Source organism: Streptomyces sindenensis (assembly GCF_014649035.1).
Taxonomy (GTDB): domain Bacteria; phylum Actinomycetota; class Actinomycetes; order Streptomycetales; family Streptomycetaceae; genus Streptomyces; species Streptomyces sindenensis.
Genome location: NZ_BMSG01000003.1, coordinates 1 through 18622 on the forward strand (window position 1 = coordinate 1; position 18622 = coordinate 18622).

At 70.5% G+C, this 18622-nt stretch carries 14 protein-coding genes; 10 read left to right on the top strand and 4 right to left on the bottom strand.

Annotation, left to right across the window (positions count from 1 at the left end):
• Positions 1 to 773 precede the first annotated feature (773 nt).
• A complete protein-coding gene (locus IE145_RS33905) occupies positions 774 to 836 on the bottom strand; it encodes an albusnodin family lasso peptide (protein ID WP_373296573.1) in 63 nt (20 codons plus the stop codon).
• A 69-nt stretch (positions 837 to 905) separates the two neighbouring features.
• Positions 906 to 1604: an ATP-binding protein gene (locus IE145_RS33910; protein WP_373296570.1), complete on the bottom strand. Its 699-nt coding sequence runs from the start codon at positions 1602 to 1604 to the stop codon at positions 906 to 908.
• Between the two features lie 142 nt (positions 1605 to 1746).
• Here IE145_RS33910 and IE145_RS05230 point away from each other — a divergent pair, with 142 nt between their 5' ends.
• The 4 genes from IE145_RS05230 to IE145_RS05245 all read left to right on the top strand — a co-directional run bounded on the left by IE145_RS05230 (position 1747) and on the right by IE145_RS05245 (position 7568).
• Positions 1747 to 3024, top strand: a complete 1278-nt coding sequence (locus tag IE145_RS05230; protein WP_229825359.1) for an NsdA family TPR-like regulatory protein — start codon at positions 1747 to 1749, stop codon at positions 3022 to 3024.
• A gap of 123 nt (positions 3025 to 3147) precedes the next feature.
• The gene (locus IE145_RS05235) at positions 3148 to 3288 is read left to right on the top strand and encodes a hypothetical protein (protein WP_189519840.1); all 141 of its coding nucleotides are present in this window, start codon (positions 3148 to 3150) and stop codon (positions 3286 to 3288) included.
• A gap of 253 nt (positions 3289 to 3541) precedes the next feature.
• Positions 3542 to 4333 (top strand): putative protein N(5)-glutamine methyltransferase, encoded by a 792-nt coding sequence (locus IE145_RS05240; protein WP_189519302.1) that lies wholly within the window; start codon positions 3542 to 3544, stop codon positions 4331 to 4333.
• Positions 4334 to 4571: 238 nt separating this feature from the next.
• Positions 4572 to 7568, top strand: coding sequence for a bifunctional [glutamine synthetase] adenylyltransferase/[glutamine synthetase]-adenylyl-L-tyrosine phosphorylase (locus IE145_RS05245; RefSeq protein ID WP_189519304.1), 2997 nt, complete (start codon positions 4572 to 4574; stop codon positions 7566 to 7568).
• 319 nt (positions 7569 to 7887) lie between these two features.
• Here the strand turns inward: IE145_RS05245 and IE145_RS05250 are convergent, their stop codons facing one another.
• Both IE145_RS05250 and IE145_RS05255 read right to left on the bottom strand, forming a co-directional pair.
• Positions 7888 to 8922, bottom strand: coding sequence for a phosphatase PAP2 family protein (locus IE145_RS05250; protein ID WP_189519306.1), 1035 nt, complete (start codon positions 8920 to 8922; stop codon positions 7888 to 7890).
• A gap of 76 nt (positions 8923 to 8998) precedes the next feature.
• Positions 8999 to 10042 carry a LacI family DNA-binding transcriptional regulator gene (locus tag IE145_RS05255; RefSeq protein ID WP_189519308.1) on the bottom strand — a complete coding sequence of 348 codons (1044 nt, stop codon included), beginning with the start codon at positions 10040 to 10042 and terminating at the stop codon, positions 8999 to 9001.
• A 357-nt stretch (positions 10043 to 10399) separates the two neighbouring features.
• Here IE145_RS05255 and IE145_RS05260 point away from each other — a divergent pair, with 357 nt between their 5' ends.
• The 6 genes from IE145_RS05260 (at position 10400) to IE145_RS05285 (ending at position 18586) form a co-directional block, all read left to right on the top strand.
• Positions 10400 to 11671, top strand: a complete 1272-nt coding sequence (locus IE145_RS05260; RefSeq protein ID WP_189519310.1) for an extracellular solute-binding protein — start codon at positions 10400 to 10402, stop codon at positions 11669 to 11671.
• A gap of 19 nt (positions 11672 to 11690) precedes the next feature.
• Positions 11691 to 12710, top strand: a complete 1020-nt coding sequence (locus tag IE145_RS05265) for a carbohydrate ABC transporter permease (protein ID WP_189519312.1) — start codon at positions 11691 to 11693, stop codon at positions 12708 to 12710.
• On the top strand, positions 12707 to 13585 hold the full coding sequence (locus tag IE145_RS05270) for a sugar ABC transporter permease (RefSeq protein WP_150195309.1): 879 nt from the start codon (positions 12707 to 12709) through the stop codon (positions 13583 to 13585). The genes IE145_RS05265 and IE145_RS05270 overlap by 4 nt, the downstream gene beginning before the upstream one ends.
• 110 nt (positions 13586 to 13695) lie before the next feature.
• On the top strand, positions 13696 to 15372 hold the full coding sequence (locus tag IE145_RS05275) for a glycoside hydrolase family 13 protein (RefSeq protein WP_150195307.1): 1677 nt from the start codon (positions 13696 to 13698) through the stop codon (positions 15370 to 15372).
• A complete protein-coding gene (locus tag IE145_RS05280; RefSeq protein WP_189519314.1) occupies positions 15357 to 16412 on the top strand; it encodes a LacI family DNA-binding transcriptional regulator in 1056 nt (351 codons plus the stop codon). The genes IE145_RS05275 and IE145_RS05280 overlap by 16 nt, the downstream gene beginning before the upstream one ends.
• A 437-nt stretch (positions 16413 to 16849) precedes the next feature.
• Positions 16850 to 18586: a carbohydrate-binding module family 20 domain-containing protein gene (locus tag IE145_RS05285; protein WP_189519316.1), complete on the top strand. Its 1737-nt coding sequence runs from the start codon at positions 16850 to 16852 to the stop codon at positions 18584 to 18586.
• The last annotated feature ends 36 nt before the right edge of the window (positions 18587 to 18622 follow it).

Sequence of the window (18622 nt, forward strand, 5' to 3'; positions counted from 1 at the left end):
GACGCCTCACCGAAGACCTCAACCGCGAGTGATCAACGGCTTACCCAACACTTTCTGAGAGGTCGCAGGAGACCATGGGATCTGACATGACCCTCTCGGCCACGGCTTCGAAGAGCGCCGTACGCAAGCGTTCCGCGGGTGGCAGGAACTCGCACGGATCCGGTCTCCACACTGATGTGGTGTGTGGGGCGCCTCCGTCGATCGGTAGCACGATCCGGCTCCCGGGCGGGAGCTGCTCAACGCCGGAGAAGAAGGTTCGTCCCGCGGAGAGTGCGGGGACCGACGGCAGGAAGATCGAGCAGGCGAGCCGTTCGACGTCCACCGCAGCACGAGTGAGCGAGGCCAGGGCACGGGCTGAGCTGGACCACACCCACCCGCCGTCGTACCCGACGAGGTAGATGGGGCGAGCCGAGGCAGGGTCGGTATGGATGACGACAGTCTCCTCGGATTCCTCGATGACCGTGTAGGTGCCGGGCCACTTCCAGGTGACGTCGTCGGGCAGCGTCGAGCTCAGGCGACGTAAGTCGGAGTCCTTCGCTCCGCACCGTCCGAGAATGAGCACCTGCCGCCGACCGTCCGGGCAAGTCACTGAACGGGCGGGAACGGCACCGAGTGCCCATGTGTGAAGCCGCGAAGTGAGATGGCGTGAGCCCATGGGCCGGAATCCCGGCCGGGAAGGGGAACCGCTACCACCGAAGATCATGATCAGAGCTCCAGAGTTGAGGACGCTTCTGTGGGTGCGGACGCCGGGGTCCGCACCCACAGAGCACGAGTCAGCAGTTGTAGGCGCGGCGCTTGTCCTCGCTCTGGCCGCCGCCCTGGCCCTCGGTGAGCACGGTTGCTTCACCCGATCTCGACGGGGAGCAGGTCGCTTTCGTCGGTGTGCTCCGCGGTCTGAAGCGGGTTCATGTTCTCTCCTTCTGGTGGGGTGATGAGTGACTTGCTGCCGGGTCGGACAGACCGGGTCGGACAGACCAGGTCGGACCTGAGGCAGACGGTCCGTCAGCGGCCGCTGACAGCCGTCGGTTCGCCGGGCTTCGTACGGAAGGGGGGCGGAAGGCGTTGAGGAGCCGTTCCACGATGGCGGGCGGCGGGCCGAGACATTCGAAGGCCCGCCATCGCCCCGCCGATTCCCGGGGCAAGGTCAGCTCTGCCCAGACCCGCTTGCCGCGCACGGTGTTCTCGGCCCCGCAGGCGATCGACAGGTGTCCGACGAGCACCATGCCCCGGCCGCTTTCGGAGTCAGGACCCGGGCAGTGGAGCAGGGGCAGAACCGGGGAGTTGTCGTGGACTTCGAGCAGGAGCCTGCTTCTGCGCGTGTCGGCGCGCACGGTCACGCTGAGCGTGTCGCCTGTCCCGTGGGAGACGGCGTTGGTGACCAGTTCCGAGACCACGGTGGTCATGGCCGTACGGCTGTCCTCGTCCTCGGGCAAGCGCCACATGCTGACGAGTTCCACAAGCCGCCGACGGCTGATCTGTGCCGCAGTGGGGGCGCGGACCAAGAGGAAGCTTTGGCTGCTCACATGCCTCACAGGGACCCCTTCGTCGGAACGTGTGACCTGGAATCGATTGGGAAGCCCGTCCTTGGGAAAGGGGTGTTCCATCCACCGGTCACGTCTGCTGGTGTTTACTCAACTCCGTTACCGGCTGCCGGTCGTGGGCCATCCGGTGGTGCGAATTTCTGCCGGGGGCCGCTTTGGGGGGCCAGAATCCGATGGCGAATTTCCAGAGGCTTGGGGGACGGGCATGATGGCACCGGAAGGCATCGGGGCACTGCTGAGGGGAATCCGTGAAGCGGCTGGTCTGACGCGTGAGGAACAGGCGTCGGCGTTACAGGCCGCCCAGGGTGGAAAGTGGTTCGATCCGGAGAACCTGAAGCGCTGGGAGACCGAACGGCGTCTGCCCACACCGATGTGGCATGCGCTGCTGGCCGAGTGTTACGGCAGGTCCACGGAGGAAATCGTTCGTGCCGTCGTGGCCAGCCGACGCCACCGAAGGCTCCATCGGCTGATTGATCAAGAAAAGAGGGAGGAGGGCCCGGTAGTGGAACGACGGAAGTTTCTCGGCGTGGCAGCGGCGGCTACGGGAATGGCGGGCGTGCCGGAAATCTCGGAGGCGCGGCACGGGATCAACGCGGGCCTGTCCGCCTCGGACAGCAGTGATCTCGCCTATCTGAACGGGGCGTTCGAACGCCATCGCGGAGGATATCGAGGACGTCCGCCCCACGAGGTGCTGGAGCTGATGAAAGTTGATCTCGACCTGCTGAGGGAGCTTCTCGGTCGTCCTCACCCGGCTGCGGTCCGCAAAGACCTGGCGCGCACGGCAGCAGGCATCACCGGGCTGGTGGCTGTCATCCAGCATGATCGAGGCGAGCAACGGGACGCGGTCGGCTGGTTCGCCACGGCAGAAAAGGCGGCTCGCGAATCAGGCGATCGGCACATGCTCGCCTGGGTGCTCAGCCGGCACGCGATGGTGCCGCTGAACTATGGAGCGCCGAATGCCGCCGCAGCTCTGGCCATGCGAGCCCGTGCCGAAGCCGGCCGCTCGCCGAGTGCTGCCGCCGCCCTGGCCGCAGCCGTGGCCGCGCGGTCACTCGCCTCCGTCGGAGACCGGGAGGGAGCGCTGCGAGCGGTCGGTGACGCCCGCGCCACCGCTGCAAAACTCGATTCGGTCCAGGAAGCCGACACCTGGTTCGGCTACCCGCCGCAGAAGCACCACGTACACCTCTCCCAGGCATTCACGCTCATGGGGCGGACCCGTGAGGCGTATGCCGAGCAGGAGTCCGCACTCGCGCTCACCAAGGCCCCGTCCGTCATGACCCGCGCTCTGGTCGCCGTCGATGGGGCGGCCTGTGTCCGGGCGGACGGCGATCCGACCGCCGCGGCCGGCCTCGCTCTCGACGTCTGGCGTCAGCTTCCGCCTGCTTACCGGGGCGGCTTGGTCCGCTCCCGGGTCGAGTCGTTGTGCCAGTCACTTCCCGGACGTACGGGGAACACGTTGCGCGAGGCGCTGGCCAGCCGCTGAGGCATCGCGGGGGAGGCCAAACCCCGCCCTCACGTGAACCCCCGCCCCCTCGTCCAGGACCTTGTCGATCACCGCCGCCGGCTCCCGCGCCAGGTCCTCCTCGATCCACATCCGCATCGCGGCATGCCGATGCAGAACCTGGCGCCCGTCCCCCGGAACACCGTGCCGCTCAGCGGGATCGGCGCGGCCGGTATCGCCGTGATCGGTGTCATCGCGTCGCTGTTCCTGACGCCCGCCAAGCTGCGGGACAGCGTGGATCCGTGAGCCGCCCGCACGGCTCGTGCAGCCCGCTTCCGCGCCCCGCACGGGTGCGGAAGCGGGCTGTTGTACTGTTACGACCCCCGTACGCCACGGGGAACGAGAAGACCGGCCGAGGAGGTGAGACCCATTACCGCTGGATCAGGCTGGGTGCTCACCCCGCGCGATCACGTCGGACGACCGGCAGCAGCCGAAGCTGACCGGACGGACTAGAACGATCGTCGAGCGCCCATCGGTTTGACCGAAAGGCTTCGCTCGCATGTCGGTTCACCCCATCAGCTCCCTCTCCACCACCGTCCTCGCCCTCCGCCGTGCCGGTTGCGTCTTCGCCGAGGACGAGGCCCTCCTCCTCCACGAGGCCGCCGCGTCCCCGGACGAACTGGCCACCCTCGTCGAGCGCCGCGCCGCCGGGCTCCCGCTCGAACACGTCCTGGGCTGGGCGGAGTTCCACGGCCGCCGCATCGCCGTGGACTCCGGTGTCTTCGTGCCTCGGCGGCGTACGGAGTTCCTCGTGGCGCAGGCCGCCGCCCTCGCACCCCGCCGGGCCGTCGTCGTCGACCTCTGCTGCGGTTCGGGTGCGCTCGGCGTCGCCCTCGCCACCGCCCTGGACCGGGTCGACCTGCACGCCTGTGACGTCGAACCCGCCGCCGTACGCTGCGCCCGGCGCAACGTCGGCGAGCTGGGGGAGGTGTACGAGGGTGACCTCTTCGCCCCCCTTCCCGCCCGCCTGCGCGGCCGCGTCGACGTGCTCGTCGCCAACGTCCCGTACGTCCCGACCGCCGATGTCGAGCTGCTCCCCGCCGAGGCCCGCGTGCACGAACCGCGCGTCGCCCTCGACGGGGGCGGCGACGGCCTCGACGTCATGCGCCGGGTCGCGGCCGAGGCGCCAGCGTGGCTCGCCCCGGGCGGCAGCCTGCTGATGGAGGCCAGTGAGCGGCAGCGGGACGTGGCGGTGGAGATCCTGCGCGCCGCGGGGCTCGTCCCGCGGGTCCGGGTCTCCGAGGAGCTGTACGCCACCGTCGTCATCGGGACGGCCCGGCCGGTCACGTGAAGCGCTGGCGCGTCGCACGGGGGTGCACCGCGGACATCGGAGGAGGGCGGACCGCGAGCACCTGGGCGCGGCCCGCCCCGCCTGGCCGGAACGGGGTGCTGTCAGGTGTTTTCCCCGTGGGTGGACTCCGCCGCAGCCCCGAATCCATCGGCACGGGACTAGGCTCGGAGAGCTGTGACGCGGCGAGGAAGCGGCGAGCAGTTACGCAGTTCGGGTTCGGCTGGCAGGAGAGCACGGGATGACGACCTCGCCGGGGCGCAGAAGCAGTACGTTCACCAGGCTGCTGCGGCACGGTTTCACCGACCCGTCCGCAGCCGAGCAGCTCCTCGACCTGGACGCGCTCGCCTCCGTACGGTCCGATCCGGTCCTCCTGGAGGCGCTCGGGGCCACCGCCGACCCCGATCTGGCCCTGCGCGGACTGGTCCGGATCGTGGAGGCGGGTCAGGAGAGCGAGCGGCAGGTGCTGCTCGACACCCTCGTCACCGCCAAGCCCCTGCGCGACCGGCTCCTCGGGGTCCTCGGCGCCTCCGAGGCGCTCGGGGACCACCTGGCCCGGCACCCGCGCGACTGGCAGGCGCTCGTCACGTACGAATCGGCCGACCTGAACCCCGGCGTCGCCGAGTTCGAGCAGGGGCTCGCCGACGCCGTCGACCCGGACTCGCTGCGGGTCGCCTACCGCCGGTGCCTGCTCACCCTCGCCGCCCGGGACGTCTGCGGGACGACCGGTCTCGCCCAGACCGCCGCCGAGCTGGCCGACCTCGCCACCGCCACCCTGCGCGCCGCGCTCGCCATCGCCCGCACGGCGGCGCCCGAGGACGCCGCGCGGTGCCGGCTGGCCGTCGTGGCGATGGGCAAGTGCGGCGGGCAGGAGCTGAACTACGTCTCCGACGTCGACGTGATCTTCGTCGGGGAGGCGCGCGACGGGGTCGACGAGACCAAGGCCATGCAGGCCGCCACCCGGCTGGCCGCGCACATGATGCGGATCTGCTCCGACACCACCGTCGAGGGCACCATCTGGGAGGTCGACGCCAACCTCCGCCCCGAGGGCCGCAACGGGCCGCTCGTGCGCACCCTCAGCTCCCACCTCGCCTACTACCAGCGCTGGGCCAAGACCTGGGAGTTCCAGGCCCTCTTGAAGGCCCGGGCGGTGGCCGGCGACCCCGAGCTGGGCGCCGAGTACGTCGAAGCGGTGTCGCCGCTCGTCTGGGGGGCCGCCGACCGGGAGAACTTCGTCCCCGACGTGCAGAAGATGCGCCGCCGGGTCGTCGACAACATCCCCGCCGACCGCATCGAGCGCGAGCTGAAGCTCGGGCCCGGCGGGCTGCGGGACGTCGAGTTCGCCGTCCAGCTCCTCCAGTTGGTGCACGGGCGCAGCGACGCCTCGCTGCACAGCGGCTCCACCCTGGAGGCGCTGCGGGCGCTCGCCGAGGGCGGGTACGTCGGCCGCGCCGACGCCGCCCAGCTGGACGAGGCGTACCGCTTCCTGCGCGCCATGGAGCACCGCATCCAGCTCCACCGGCTGCGGCGCACCCACCTGGTCCCCGAGGACGAGGCGGATCTGCGGCGGCTCGGCCGGTCGCTCGGGATGCGCACCGACCCGGTCGCCGAGCTGAACAAGGCATGGAAGCGGCACGCCTCCGTCGTACGCCGGCTGCACGAGAAGATCTTCTACCGGCCGCTGCTGGACGCCGTCGCCCAGCTGGCCCCCGGCGAGTCCCGGCTCAGCGCGAAGGCCGCCGCGATCCGCCTGGAGGCCCTCGGGTACGCCGACCCGGCGGCCGCCCTGCGGCATCTGGAGGCCCTCTCCTCCGGGGTGACCCGCAAGGCCGCCATCCAGCGCACCCTGCTGCCGGTGCTGCTGGGCTGGTTCGCGGACTCCGCCGACCCGGACGCCGGGCTCCTCGGCTTCCGCAAGGTGTCCGACGCGCTCGGCAAGACCCCGTGGTATCTGCGGCTCCTGCGCGACGAGGGCGCCGCCGCGGAGAACCTCGCCCGGGTCCTCTCCGCCGGCCGCCTCGCCCCGGACCTGCTGATGCGGGCGCCCGAGGCGGTGGCGATCCTCGGCGACCCGGAGGGGCTGAAGCCGCGCACCCGGGAGCACCTGGAGCAGGAGGTGCTGGCCGCGGTGGGGCGCGCGGGTGACGCGGAGTCGGCGGTCGCGGTGGTGCGCGGGGTGCGCCGCCGGGAGCTGTTCCGTACGACGGCCGCCGACCTCATCGGTTCGTACGGCACCGAGGACAGCCCCGCCGAGCAGGACCACGGGGCCCTCGTCGACCGCGTCGGCTCCGCCGTCACCGACCTCAACGCCGCCACCATCGCGGGCGCGCTGCGGGCCGCCGTCCGCGAGCGGTGGGGGGACACCCTGCCGACCCGGTTCGCCGTCATCGGCATGGGCCGCTTCGGCGGACACGAGCTGAGTTACGGCTCCGACGCCGATGTCCTCTTCGTCCATCAGCCGCGCGAGGGCGTGAGCGACGAGGAGGCCGGGCGGGCGGCCAACGCCGTCGTGGGCGAGATGCGGCGACTGCTCCAACTGCCGACCGCGGACCCGCCGTTGCTCATCGACGCCGATCTGCGCCCCGAGGGCAGGACCGGGCCGATGGTCCGCACGCTGAAGTCGTACGAGGCCTACTACCGGCGCTGGTCGCTGGTCTGGGAGAGCCAGGCGCTGCTGCGGGCCGAACACATGGCGGGCGACGAGGAGTTGGGGCGGGCCTTCGTCGAGCTGGTCGATCCGCTGCGGTATCCGATGGAGGGGCTCGGCGAGGACGCCGTGCGCGAGATCCGCCGGCTCAAGGCGCGGATGGAGTCCGAGCGGATGCCGCGCGGCGCGGACCCCACGCTCCACGCGAAGCTGGGGCGGGGCGGGCTGAGCGATGTCGAATGGACCGTGCAGCTGATCCAGATGCAGCACGGGTGGGCGGAGCCCGGCCTGCGCACGACGCGTACCCGCGAGGCGCTGGCCGCCGCGTGCGCCGCCGAGCTGATCCCGGCCGAGGAGGCGCAGACGCTGGACGAGGCGTGGGTGCTGGCGGCGCGGGTGCGCAACGCGGTGATGCTGGTGCGGGGGCGGCCGGGCGACACGTTCCCGTCCGACGCGCGGGAGCTGGCGGCGGTGGGGCGGTACCTGGGGTACGAGCCGGGGCATGTCGGGGACATGCTGGACGACTACCGGCGGATCACTCGGCGGGCCCGGGCGGTGGTGGAGGAGCGGTTCTACGGGGCGGCGGGCTGAGAGGCGGGTGCTCCCGGGGCCCGGCCCCCGGGTCCTTCTCGGGGCCCCGCCCCGGGCCCCGCTCCTCACGCCGGAGGGGCTGGACGCCGGGCCGCCCGGAAGCGCGTCGCCGGGCTCTGCCCGGACTGCGTCGCCGGGTCGGCCTCGCGGGCCGTCTCAGCCGTCGCCCACGCTGCCCTGCAGGGTGAGGAGCCGTTGCGCGGGGGCGCCGGACCCGGTCAGTACTCGGCCGGACGCGCTCCGTGACCCCGTGGAGCCCTTCGCCTTGTCGTGGTCGTGTGCGCGCAAGAGGGTCTCCCGGGCGTTCACCGTGCGAGGACTACGACCTGCGCGCCCCGGCCGCCGTCCGCTCGGCTTCCGCCTCCGCCTCGGGCCCGGCACCCGGCTCCGCCCCCGTCTCCGGCTTCGGATCCGGCTCGGACGCCGGGCGGGGCAGGCGTGCCGCGCGCAGTCCGGTCAGCCGGCCCTGCGCCGCCCCGGGCACCCGCTTCGGCAGCCGGTGCGGCAGCGAGCCGTACCAGACGCGGGAGACCGCGTAGCCGAACGCGAGGCAGGCCATGCCGCCCACCGCGTCCAGCCAGAAGTGGTTGGCGGTGGCCACGATGACGACCAGGGTGAGCGTCGGGTAGAGCAGGCCCAGGACGCGGGCCCACGGCACCGAGGCCAGGGCGAAGATCGTCAGACCGCACCAGAGCGACCAGCCGATGTGCATCGACGGCATCGCCGCGTACTGGTTCGACATGTTCTTGAAGTTGCCCGACGCCATCGAGCCCCACGTCTCGTGGACGAGCACCGTGTCGATGAAGTTCGCGCCGTTCATCAGACGGGGTGGTGCCAGGGGGTAGAGGTAGTAGCCGAGCAGGGCCACGGCCGTCGTCGCGAAGAGGACGAGCCGGGTCGCGGCGTAGCGGCCGGGGTGGCGGCGGAACAGCCACACGAGGACGCCGATGGTCACGACGAAGTGCAGCGTCGCGTAGTAGTAGTTCATCGACACGATCAGCCAGGTCACGGAATTGACCGCGTGATTGACCGATTCCTCGAAGGCGAGACCCAGGGTCTTCTCCGCCGACCAGATCCAGTCCGCGTTGCGCAGGGCCGCCGCCTTCTGCTCGGGGACGGCATTGCGCACGAGCGAGTACAGCCAGTAACTGACTGCGATGAGCAGGATCTCGAACCAGAGCCGGGGGCGGCCGGGCATCCGCAGCGAGCGGATGCGGGCCTGCCAGCCGGTCTTCCCGGGGGCCGGGGGAGGGGCGGACGGGGCGTCGGCGGTCCTGGGGGCCACCTCGGCCGCGATGGGTGAAGGACCGACCGTCGACCGGCCTTCCTGTGCTGTCACCTGTGTCTCACCCATAGGCAGAGAGTCTTCCATAGAGCTTCCTCTGCCTACGATCATCCTCCGGTCGGGTTCCGGTCGCACGTCCTGCGCCTCAAGGACGAGAAGCCGACCCCGACCCGCCTGCGGGTCCGGCGGCCGTCGAGCCGCGTACCACCAGCTCGGGCATGAAGACGAACTCGCTGTGCGGGGCCGGGGTTCCGCCGATCTCCTCCAGGAGCGTACGGACCGCGGCCTGGCCCATCGCCGTCACCGGCTGGCGGATCGTGGTCAGCGGCGGGTCCGTGAACGCTATGAGGGGCGAGTCGTCGTAGCCGACCACGGAGAGGTCCCGGGGGACCTCCCGGGACTCCCGGCGGGCCGCCCGGATGGCCCCGAGCGCCATCATGTCGCTCGCGCACACGACCGCCGTGCAGCCGCGCTCCATCAGGGCGGCGGCGGCGGCCTGGCCGCCCTCCAGCGTGTACAGGGAGTGCTGGATCAGCTCCTCGATCTCCTCCTCGGACAGGCCCAGCTGCTCCCGCATCGTCGCGTGGAAGCCCTCGATCTTGCGGAGCACCGGCACGAAGCGCTTGGGGCCGACCGCCAGGCCGATCCGGGTGTGGCCGAGCGCCACCAGATGCGTCACCGCCAGCCGCATCGCCGCCCGGTCGTCCGGTGAGATGAACGGCGCCTGCACCTTCGCGGAGAAGCCGTTGACCAGTACAAAGGGGACCCCCTGGCCGCGCAGTTGCTCGTAGCGCTGCATGTCGGCCGAGGTGTCCGCGTGCAGTCCGGAGACGAAGATGATGCCCGAGACGCCCCGGTCCACTAGCATTTCGGTGAGTTCGTCCTCGGTGGAGCCGCCGGGGGTCTGGGTGGCCAGCACCGGGGTGTAGCCCTGCCGGGTCAGGGCCTGGCCGATGACCTGGGCCAGCGCCGGGAAGATCGGGTTCTCCAGCTCCGGGGTGATCAGGCCGACCAGCCCCGCGCTGCGCCTGCGCAGCCGCACCGGGCGTTCGTAGCCGAGGACGTCGAGCGCCGCGAGGACGGATTCGCGGGTGGCCGCCGCGACTCCGGGCTTGCCGTTCAGGACTCGGCTGACCGTCGCTTCACTGACCCCCGCCTGAGTTGCGATATCGGCAAGCCGTGCGGTCATGGGATGCGACTGTACCGGGCCCGTGTCGGATTGCCCACTGTGTGCGGGGCTGTACGGAGGCCGTACGGGAGGGAGGGCCGGGGCGGCTTCCGGCAACGGCTTGCAAGGACTTGCGGCGCCGGATCGCGGAGCGCGGTCGGGACGTCGCCCTGCGGTGATGGCCAGGCCCGCCCGCCTCTGGCAGAGGAGAGTGGCTGCCGTCAAGGGGCTTGACGGCAACCTTGAGGACACGCGAATGTAACGATCATCAAGGCTTGCAGAAATCTTCCGCAAGGTCTTTCGGTCGTCTTTCATCCTTGTTACGTTCACGTTGACCCGGCGCCGCGACGGAGCGGTACGGCAGTTGAAGGAGTTCAGATGCGACGTGGCATAACGACCACCGCCCTGGTCGCGGCCCTGGCGCTCGCGGCGACCGCCTGCGGCAGCGACGACGAGTCCGGCGGCAGCAAGAGCTCGGGCGAGCTCTCCGGCACCGTCACCTGGTGGGATACCTCCAGCGTCGGCAGCGAGGACAAGGTCTTCAAGAAGCTCGCCGAAGGCTTTGAGAAGAAGCACCCGAAGGTCGACGTCAAGTACGTCAACGTGCCCTTCGGTGAGGCACAGAACAAGTTCAAGAACGCCGCCCAGGCCGGCGACGGCGCGCCCGACGTGATCCGCTCCGAGGTCGCCTGGACGCCGGACTTCGCCAACCTCGGCTACCTGGCCCCGCTGGACGGCACCGCCGCCCTGAAGGACCAGGACGACTTCCTCAAGCAGGCCGTCGCGTCCACCAAGTACGAGGACAAGACCTACGCGGTGCCGCAGGTCATCGACTCCATGGGCATCTTCTACAACAAGAAGATGTTCAAGGAGGCCGGTGTCGAGGTGCCCGCCAACCTGGACGATCTCAAGACCGTCGCCAAGAAGATCAAGGACAAGACCGGCAAGACCGGCCTCTACCTCCGCGGCGACGACCCGTACTACTTCCTCTCCTTCCTGTACGGCGAGGGCGGCGACATGGTCGACGCCGGCTCCAAGAGCGTCACCATCGACAAGCCCGAGGGCGTCAAGGCGTTCAAGGCGGTCAAGGAACTGGTCGACGACGGCACCGCGAAGACGGACGCCTCGGACGGCTGGGAGAACATGATGCAGGCGTTCAAGAACGGCGACGTCGCGATGATGATCAACGGCCCCTGGGCCGTCGCCGACACCCTGACCGGCAGCGAGTTCACGGACAAGGACAACCTGGGCGTCGCCCCGGTCCCGGCCGGCTCCGCCGCCCAGGGCGCCCCGCAGGGCGGCCACAACCTCGCCGTCTACGCCGGCTCCAAGAACCTCGACGCCTCCTACGCCTTCGTCGAGTACATGACCTCCGTGGACAGCCAGGCCACCGCCGCCGGCGAGCTGAACCTGCTGCCCACCCGCACCTCCGCGTACGCCAAGAAGGAAGCGGTCAACAGCGAGATCGTCGGCTTCTTCAAGCCGGTCGTCGAGACCGCCGTCGAGCGCCCCTGGATCCCCGAGGGCGGCAGCCTCTTCGAGCCGCTGCGCGTCGAGTACACCAAGGTCCTCACCGGCCAGACCACTCCGGAGAAGGCCGCCAAGGCCACCGGCGACGCGTACCGCAAGCTCCTGAAGGACTGGAAGTAACAGGAAGGTTGGCCGACTCATGGCTGTCCACACCAGCCAGTCGGTGGTGAAGGCCGCGGGCGGGAACACCGCCCGCGGCCGGAGCCGCGGCACTGGCACCCCACCGCCGGCCCACGGCCGCCTCCGGCGCGCCCTGTCGGTCCACTGGTACGCCTGGGCCATGGTCGCCCCGGTCGTCCTCGTGATCGGCGTGATCATCGGCTACCCGCTGGTCCGCGGCATCTACCTCTCGATGACCGATGCCGACGAGCGCAACGTCGCCCGCTCCATCGGGGTCAACGAGATCCCCGCCACCTACGAGTTCATCGGCGTCGACAACTACGTCGACGCGCTGACCGGCTCGCAGTTCCTCGGCACGCTCGGCTGGACACTGGTGTGGACGGTCTCCTGCGTGAGCATCACGTTCGTCCTCGGCATGGCCCTGGCGAACATCCTCAACCGCCGCATCGCCGGACGCTCCGCCTACCGCATGGCCCTCATCCTGCCCTGGGCCATCCCCGGCTTCGTCTCGGTCTTCGCCTGGCGCTTCCTCTACAACGAGGAGCGCGGCCTGCTCAACAAGATCCTCGGCGGCGCCGGCATCGACGCCGTCCCGTGGCTCAACGACCCGACCTGGGCGAAGTTCGCGGTCATCGCCGTCAACGTCTGGCTCGGCGTCCCGTTCATGATGGTCGCCCTCCTCGGCGGCCTCCAGTCCATCCCCTCCGAGCAGTACGAGGCGGCCGAGATGGACGGCGCGACCGCCTGGCAGCGCTTCCGCCACGTCACGCTGCCCGGACTGCGCCCGGTCTCCACCACGGTGGTCCTGCTCTCCACCATCTGGACCTTCAACATGTTCCCGGTGATCTTCCTGCTGACCCGCGGCGGACCCGGTGAGGCGACCCAGATCCTGGTGACCCAGGCGTACAAGTTCTCCTTCGAGATCAGCCCGCGCGACTACGCGCAGTCCTCCACGTGGGGCGTGCTGATCCTCGTCCTCCTGATGGTCTTCGCCGTCGTCTACCGGCGGGTCCTGCGCTCCCAGGGAGACAACTGGTGACCACCGTGACCGACACCACCGCCCGGCACGCCGTCCGCAAGGTCCGCCTCCGCGGCGAGCGCTCCCCGCTCGCCTCCGTCGGCCTCCACCTCACCCTGATCGCCGCCTCGGTGATCGCGGTCTTCCCGGTGCTGTGGGTCCTGCTGACCTCGCTCAAGCCCGCCAAGTACGCGACCACCACGGACTTCTTCCGCGAGACGACGTTCGTCAACTACACGAACCTCATCCGCGACACCGAGTTCCTCAACTGGTTCGCCAACTCCGTGATCATCTCCGCGCTCTCCACGGCGATCGGCGTCTTCGTCGCCGCCACCACCGGATACGCCGTCAGCCGCTTCCGCTTCCCCGGCAAGCGCGGACTGATGTGGACGCTGCTGATCACCCAGATGTTCCCGGTCGCCGTCCTCATCGTGCCGATCTACAACATCATGTCGACCCTGGGGCTGCTCAACCAGCCCACCGGACTCGTCATCACCTACCTCACCATCTCGGTGCCGTTCTGCGCCTGGATGATGAAGGGCTTCTTCGACACCATCCCGCGCGAGATCGACGAGTCGGGCGAAGTCGACGGCCTCACCCCCTTCGGCACCTTCTTCCGGCTGATCCTCCCCCTGGCCAAGCCGGGCCTCGCGGTCACCGCGTTCTACTCCTTCATCACCGCCTGGGGCGAGGTGGCCTACGCGTCCGCCTTCCTGGTCGGCGACGAGAACCTCACGCTGGCCGGCGGGCTCCAGAAGTTCGTCAACCAGTACGGAGCCCAGTGGGGCCCGATGACCGCGGCCTCCGTGCTCATCGCCATCCCGGCCGCCCTGGTCTTCCTCTTCGCCCAGAAGCACCTGGTCACCGGCATGTCCGCCGGAGCAGTCAAGGGCTGACACCACCAGGACGCCCGAACCCCGCACGCACCACCGCACCCGTCACGGCGGCGCCGGAAACCCCGACCCGGTCCCGGCGCCGCTTCCCACCCAGACACCCCAGGGACGACATGACCCAGCACCTCGCTGCCCCCTCCACCGGCACGTCCGACGACGCCCCGGGCCACCGCACCGGCTGGTGGCAGGACGCGGTGATCTACCAGGTCTATCCGCGGAGCTTCGCCGACGGCAACGGCGACGGGATGGGCGACCTCCCCGGCGTCACCGCCCGCCTGCCCCACCTCAAGGACCTGGGCGTCGACGCGGTGTGGCTCTCCCCCTTCTACGCCTCCCCGCAGGCCGACGCGGGCTACGACGTCTCCGACTACCGGGCCATCGACCCCATGTTCGGCAACCTGCTGGACGCCGACGCCCTGATCCGCGAGGCACACGCCCTGGATCTGCGCGTCATCGTCGACCTGGTCCCCAACCACTCCTCCGACCAGCACGAGTGGTTCAAGCGCGCCCTGGCCGAGGGCCCCGGCTCCGCCCTGCGCGAGCGCTACCACTTCCGCCCCGGAAAGGGCGCGAACGGCGAACTCCCGCCCAACGACTGGGAGTCCATCTTCGGCGGCCCCGCCTGGACCCGTACGGTGAACCCGGACGGCACCCCCGGCGACTGGTACCTCCACCTCTTCGCCCCCGAGCAGCCCGACTTCAACTGGGAACACCCGGCCGTCGCCGACGAGTTCCGCTCCATCCTGCGCTTCTGGCTCGACATGGGCGTCGACGGCTTCCGCGTCGACGTCGCCCACGGCCTCGTCAAGGCCGAGGGCCTGCCCGACCTCGGCGCCCACGACCAGCTCAAGCTGCTCGGCAACGACGTCATGCCGTTCTTCGACCAGGACGGCGTGCACGCCATCTACCGCAGCTGGCGCACCATCCTCGACGAGTACCCGGGCGAGAGGATCGCCGTCGCCGAGGCGTGGACGCCGACCGTCGAGCGCACGGCCAACTACGTGCGCCACGACGAGATGCACCAGGCGTTCAACTTCCAGTACCTCTCCACCGCCTGGGACGCCGCCGAGCTCCGCAAGGTCATCGACTCCTCGCTCGACGCCATGCGCCCGGTCGGCGCCCCCACCACCTGGGTGCTCTCCAACCACGACGTCACCCGGCACGCCACCCGGTACGCCAACCCGGCCGGCCTCGGTACCCAGATCCGCACCCCCGGCGACCGCGAACTCGGCCTGCGCCGCGCCCGCGCCGCCTCCCTGCTGATGCTCGCCCTGCCCGGCTCCGCCTACGTCTACCAGGGCGAGGAACTCGGCCTGCCCGACGTCACCGACCTGCCCGACGAGGCCCGCCAGGACCCCTCGTTCTTCCGCGCCGAGGGCCAGGACGGCTTCCGCGACGGCTGCCGTGTCCCGATCCCCTGGACCCGCGAGGGCACGTCGTACGGCTTCGGCGAGGGCGGCAGCTGGCTCCCGCAGCCCGCCGGCTGGGGCGAGCTGTCCGTCGAGGCGCAGACCGGCGTGGAGGGCTCCACCCTGGAGCTGTACCGGGCCGCCATCGCCGCCCGCCGCGACCACCCGGGCCTCGGCGCGGGCACGGACGTCGAATGGCTGGACGGCCCCGAAGGCGTCCTCGTCTTCGCCCGCCCCGGCTTCGTCTGCACCGTCAACACCACCGGCGCCCCGGTCCGGATCGCCGCCCGCGGCCAGGTGCTGCTCGCCAGCTCCCCGGTCGCCGTGGACGGCGCCGAGGCCGAGCTGCCCGCCGACACCACGGTGTGGTGGACGGTGTGACACTCCCCGCGCCCAGGACCACGGCCACGCCCCGCCTCTCCGACATCGCCGGCCAGGCGGCGGTCAGCGAGGCGACGGTCAGCCGGGTCCTGAACGGGAAGCAGGGCGTCGCGGACTCCACCCGTCAGCGGGTGCTCGCGGCGCTCGACATCCTGGGCTACGAACGCCCCGTACGGCTGCGGCAGCGCAGCGCCGGACTGATCGGCCTGGTGACGCCCGAACTCACCAACCCGATCTTCCCGGCGTTCGCGCAGTCCGTCGAACAGGTGCTGGCCGGGCACGGCTACACGCCCGTGCTCTGCACCCAGCTCCCGGGCGGGGCCACCGAGGACGAACTCGTCGAGCAGCTCGTCGAGCGGGGCGTCGGCGGCATCGTCTTCCTGTCCGGGCTGCACGCGGACACCTCCGCCGACCCGGGGCGGTACGCCGCGCTCACCGAGCGCGGCGTACCGTTCGTCCTGATCAACGGCTACAACGAGCGCATCAGCGCCCCGTTCGTCTCGCCCGATGACAACGCTGCCGTCAGGATGGCCCTCCAGCATCTCGCCGATCTCGGCCACCGCCGGATCGGCCTGGCCATCGGCCCGCAGCGCTACGTCCCCTCCCGCCGCAAGCGCGACGGGTTCGTGGAGGCGGCCGTCTCGATCCTCGGCATGGACCGCTCCGAGGCCGAAACACTCGTCTGCTCCACGCTGTTCAGCGTCGAGGGCGGTCAGGTGGCGGCGGGCGCCCTGCTGGACGCGGGGTGCACCGGCATCGTCTGCGGCAGCGACCTGATGGCACTGGGCGTGGTCCGCGCCGCCCGGGGGAGGAGACTCGACGTACCGCGCGACGTCTCCGTCGTCGGCTTCGACGACTCCCAGCTCATCGCGTTCACCGATCCGCCGCTGACCACTGTGCGCCAGCCCGTGCAGGCGATGGCGGCGGCGGCCGTGGGGGCGCTGCTGGAGGAGATCGGCGGGAGCCCGGTGCAGCGCACGGAGTACGTCTTCCAGCCGGAGCTGGTCGTACGGAGCTCGACGGCGGCGGTACGCGCGTAGGAGCCGAGAGGGACACGTACAGGAGAGGCACCAGGAGTCGGCCCAGGGAGGGCCGGCGGGGAGTTGTAGCGACTCCGGGTGCCTCTCTCTGTCGTGACCGGCCCGGCCGGCCGGGCGCGTGGGGTCCGGAACCCACCCCTGCGGACGGGGACCGGAACCCTCGGCCGACCGGACCGGAGTCGGATGCAACGTAACAGGCCCGCAATGTCTTGCGAAAGACCTTGCAGCAAGAAACCGCGAAGAAGAATGGCTTGTTTCGTGGATGTGAGCGCTGGATGTCCAAAGGGTTGACCGGTGCCTGGCGGCCTCGTACGGTCTGGTCCGCAGCAAGGTTTGCATTCTTGCAGCAAGAACCTTCAGGAGCCTTGAGGGCATGGCGCGTTGCCGACTGAGGCTGCACCGTCACCCGCGTTTCCCCCACCCGCAGGAGGAAAGACATGGCACGCAGACCACTGTCTGCCGCTCTCGCCCTCGTGGCCGGCGCCGCCGCCCTCGTCGTCCCCACCGGATTCGGCGCCGCGTCCCCCGCGCAGGCCGCCGCTCCGGGCGACAAGGACGTCACCGCCGTGATGTTCGAGTGGAAGTTCGCCTCAATAGCCAAGGCCTGTACGGACACCCTCGGTCCGGCGGGCTACGGCTACGTCCAGGTATCCCCGCCCCAGGAGCACATCCAGGGCGGCCAGTGGTGGACCTCCTACCAGCCCGTCAGCTATAAGATCGCCGGCCGGCTCGGTGACCGGGCCGCCTTCTCCGCCATGGTCAACACGTGTCACGCGGCCGGTGTGAAGGTCGTCGCCGACTCCGTCATCAACCACATGTCGGCCGGGAACGGCACCGGCACCGGCGGCTCCGCGTACACCAAGTACGACTACCCGGGCCTGTACTCCGGCGCCGACATGGACGACTGCCGCACCCAGATCGGCAACAACTACAACGACCGGGGCAACGTCCAGAACTGCGAACTGGTCGGCCTCGCCGACCTGGACACCGGCGAGGACTACGTACGCGGCAAGATCGCCGGGTACCTCAACGACCTGCTCTCGCTCGGCGTGGACGGCTTCCGCATCGACGCCGCCAAGCACATGCCCGCCGCCGACCTGGCCAACATCAAGTCCCGGCTGACCAACCCGAACGTCTACTGGAAGCAGGAGGCGATCTACGGGGCGGGTGAGGCCGTCTCGCCCTCCGAATACCTCGGCACCGGGGACGTCCAGGAGTTCCGTTACGGGCGGAGCCTCAAGCAGGTCTTCCTCAACGAGAACCTCGCCCACCTGAAGAACTTCGGCGAGGGCTGGGGCTTCATGGAGTCCGGCAAGGCCGGTGTCTTCGTCGACAACCACGACACCGAGCGGGGCGGCGACACCCTCAACTACAAGAACGGCTCCGCCTACACGCTCGCCAACGTCTTCATGCTGGCCTACCCCTACGGCTCCCCGGACGTCCACTCCGGCTACGAGTTCAGCGACCACGACGCCGGACCGCCCGGCGGTGGCCAGGTCAACGCCTGCTACAGCGACGGCTGGAAGTGCCAGCACGCCTGGCGCGAGATCTCCTCCATGGTCGGCTTCCGCAACGCGGCCCGCGGCCAGTCCGTCACCAACTGGTGGGACAACGGCGGCGACCAGATCGCCTTCGGCCGGGGCAACAAGGCGTACGTCGCCATCAACCACGAGGGCTCCGCGCTGAACCGGACCTTCCAGACCTCTCTGCCCGCCGGTGACTACTGCGACGTCCAGTCCGGCAACGGCGTCACCGTCAACGGCTCCGGCCAGTTCACCGCCACCGTCCCGGCCGGCACCGCCGTCGCCCTGCACGCGAACGCCCGTACGTGCTCCGGGGGCGGCGGCACCAACCCCGACCCGGGCCCCGGCAACGGCTCCTCCGGCGCCTCCTTCGGCGTCAACGCCACCACCCAGCCCGGCCAGAACATCCACGTCACCGGAGACCAGTCCGCCCTCGGCAACTGGAACCCGGCGAACGCCCCCAAGCTCGACCCGGCCACGTACCCCGTCTGGAAGCTGGACGTCGCCCTGCCCGCCGGGACCACGTTCGCCTACAAGTACGTCCGCAAGGACGCGGCCGGCAACGTCACCTGGGAGAGCGGCGCCAACCGCACCGCCACCGTCCCTGCCTCCGGGAAGGTCACGCTGACCGCCGACGTCTGGCGCGGCTGACCCGTACCCCTCGCCCGACGGGCCGGTGGCATCGCC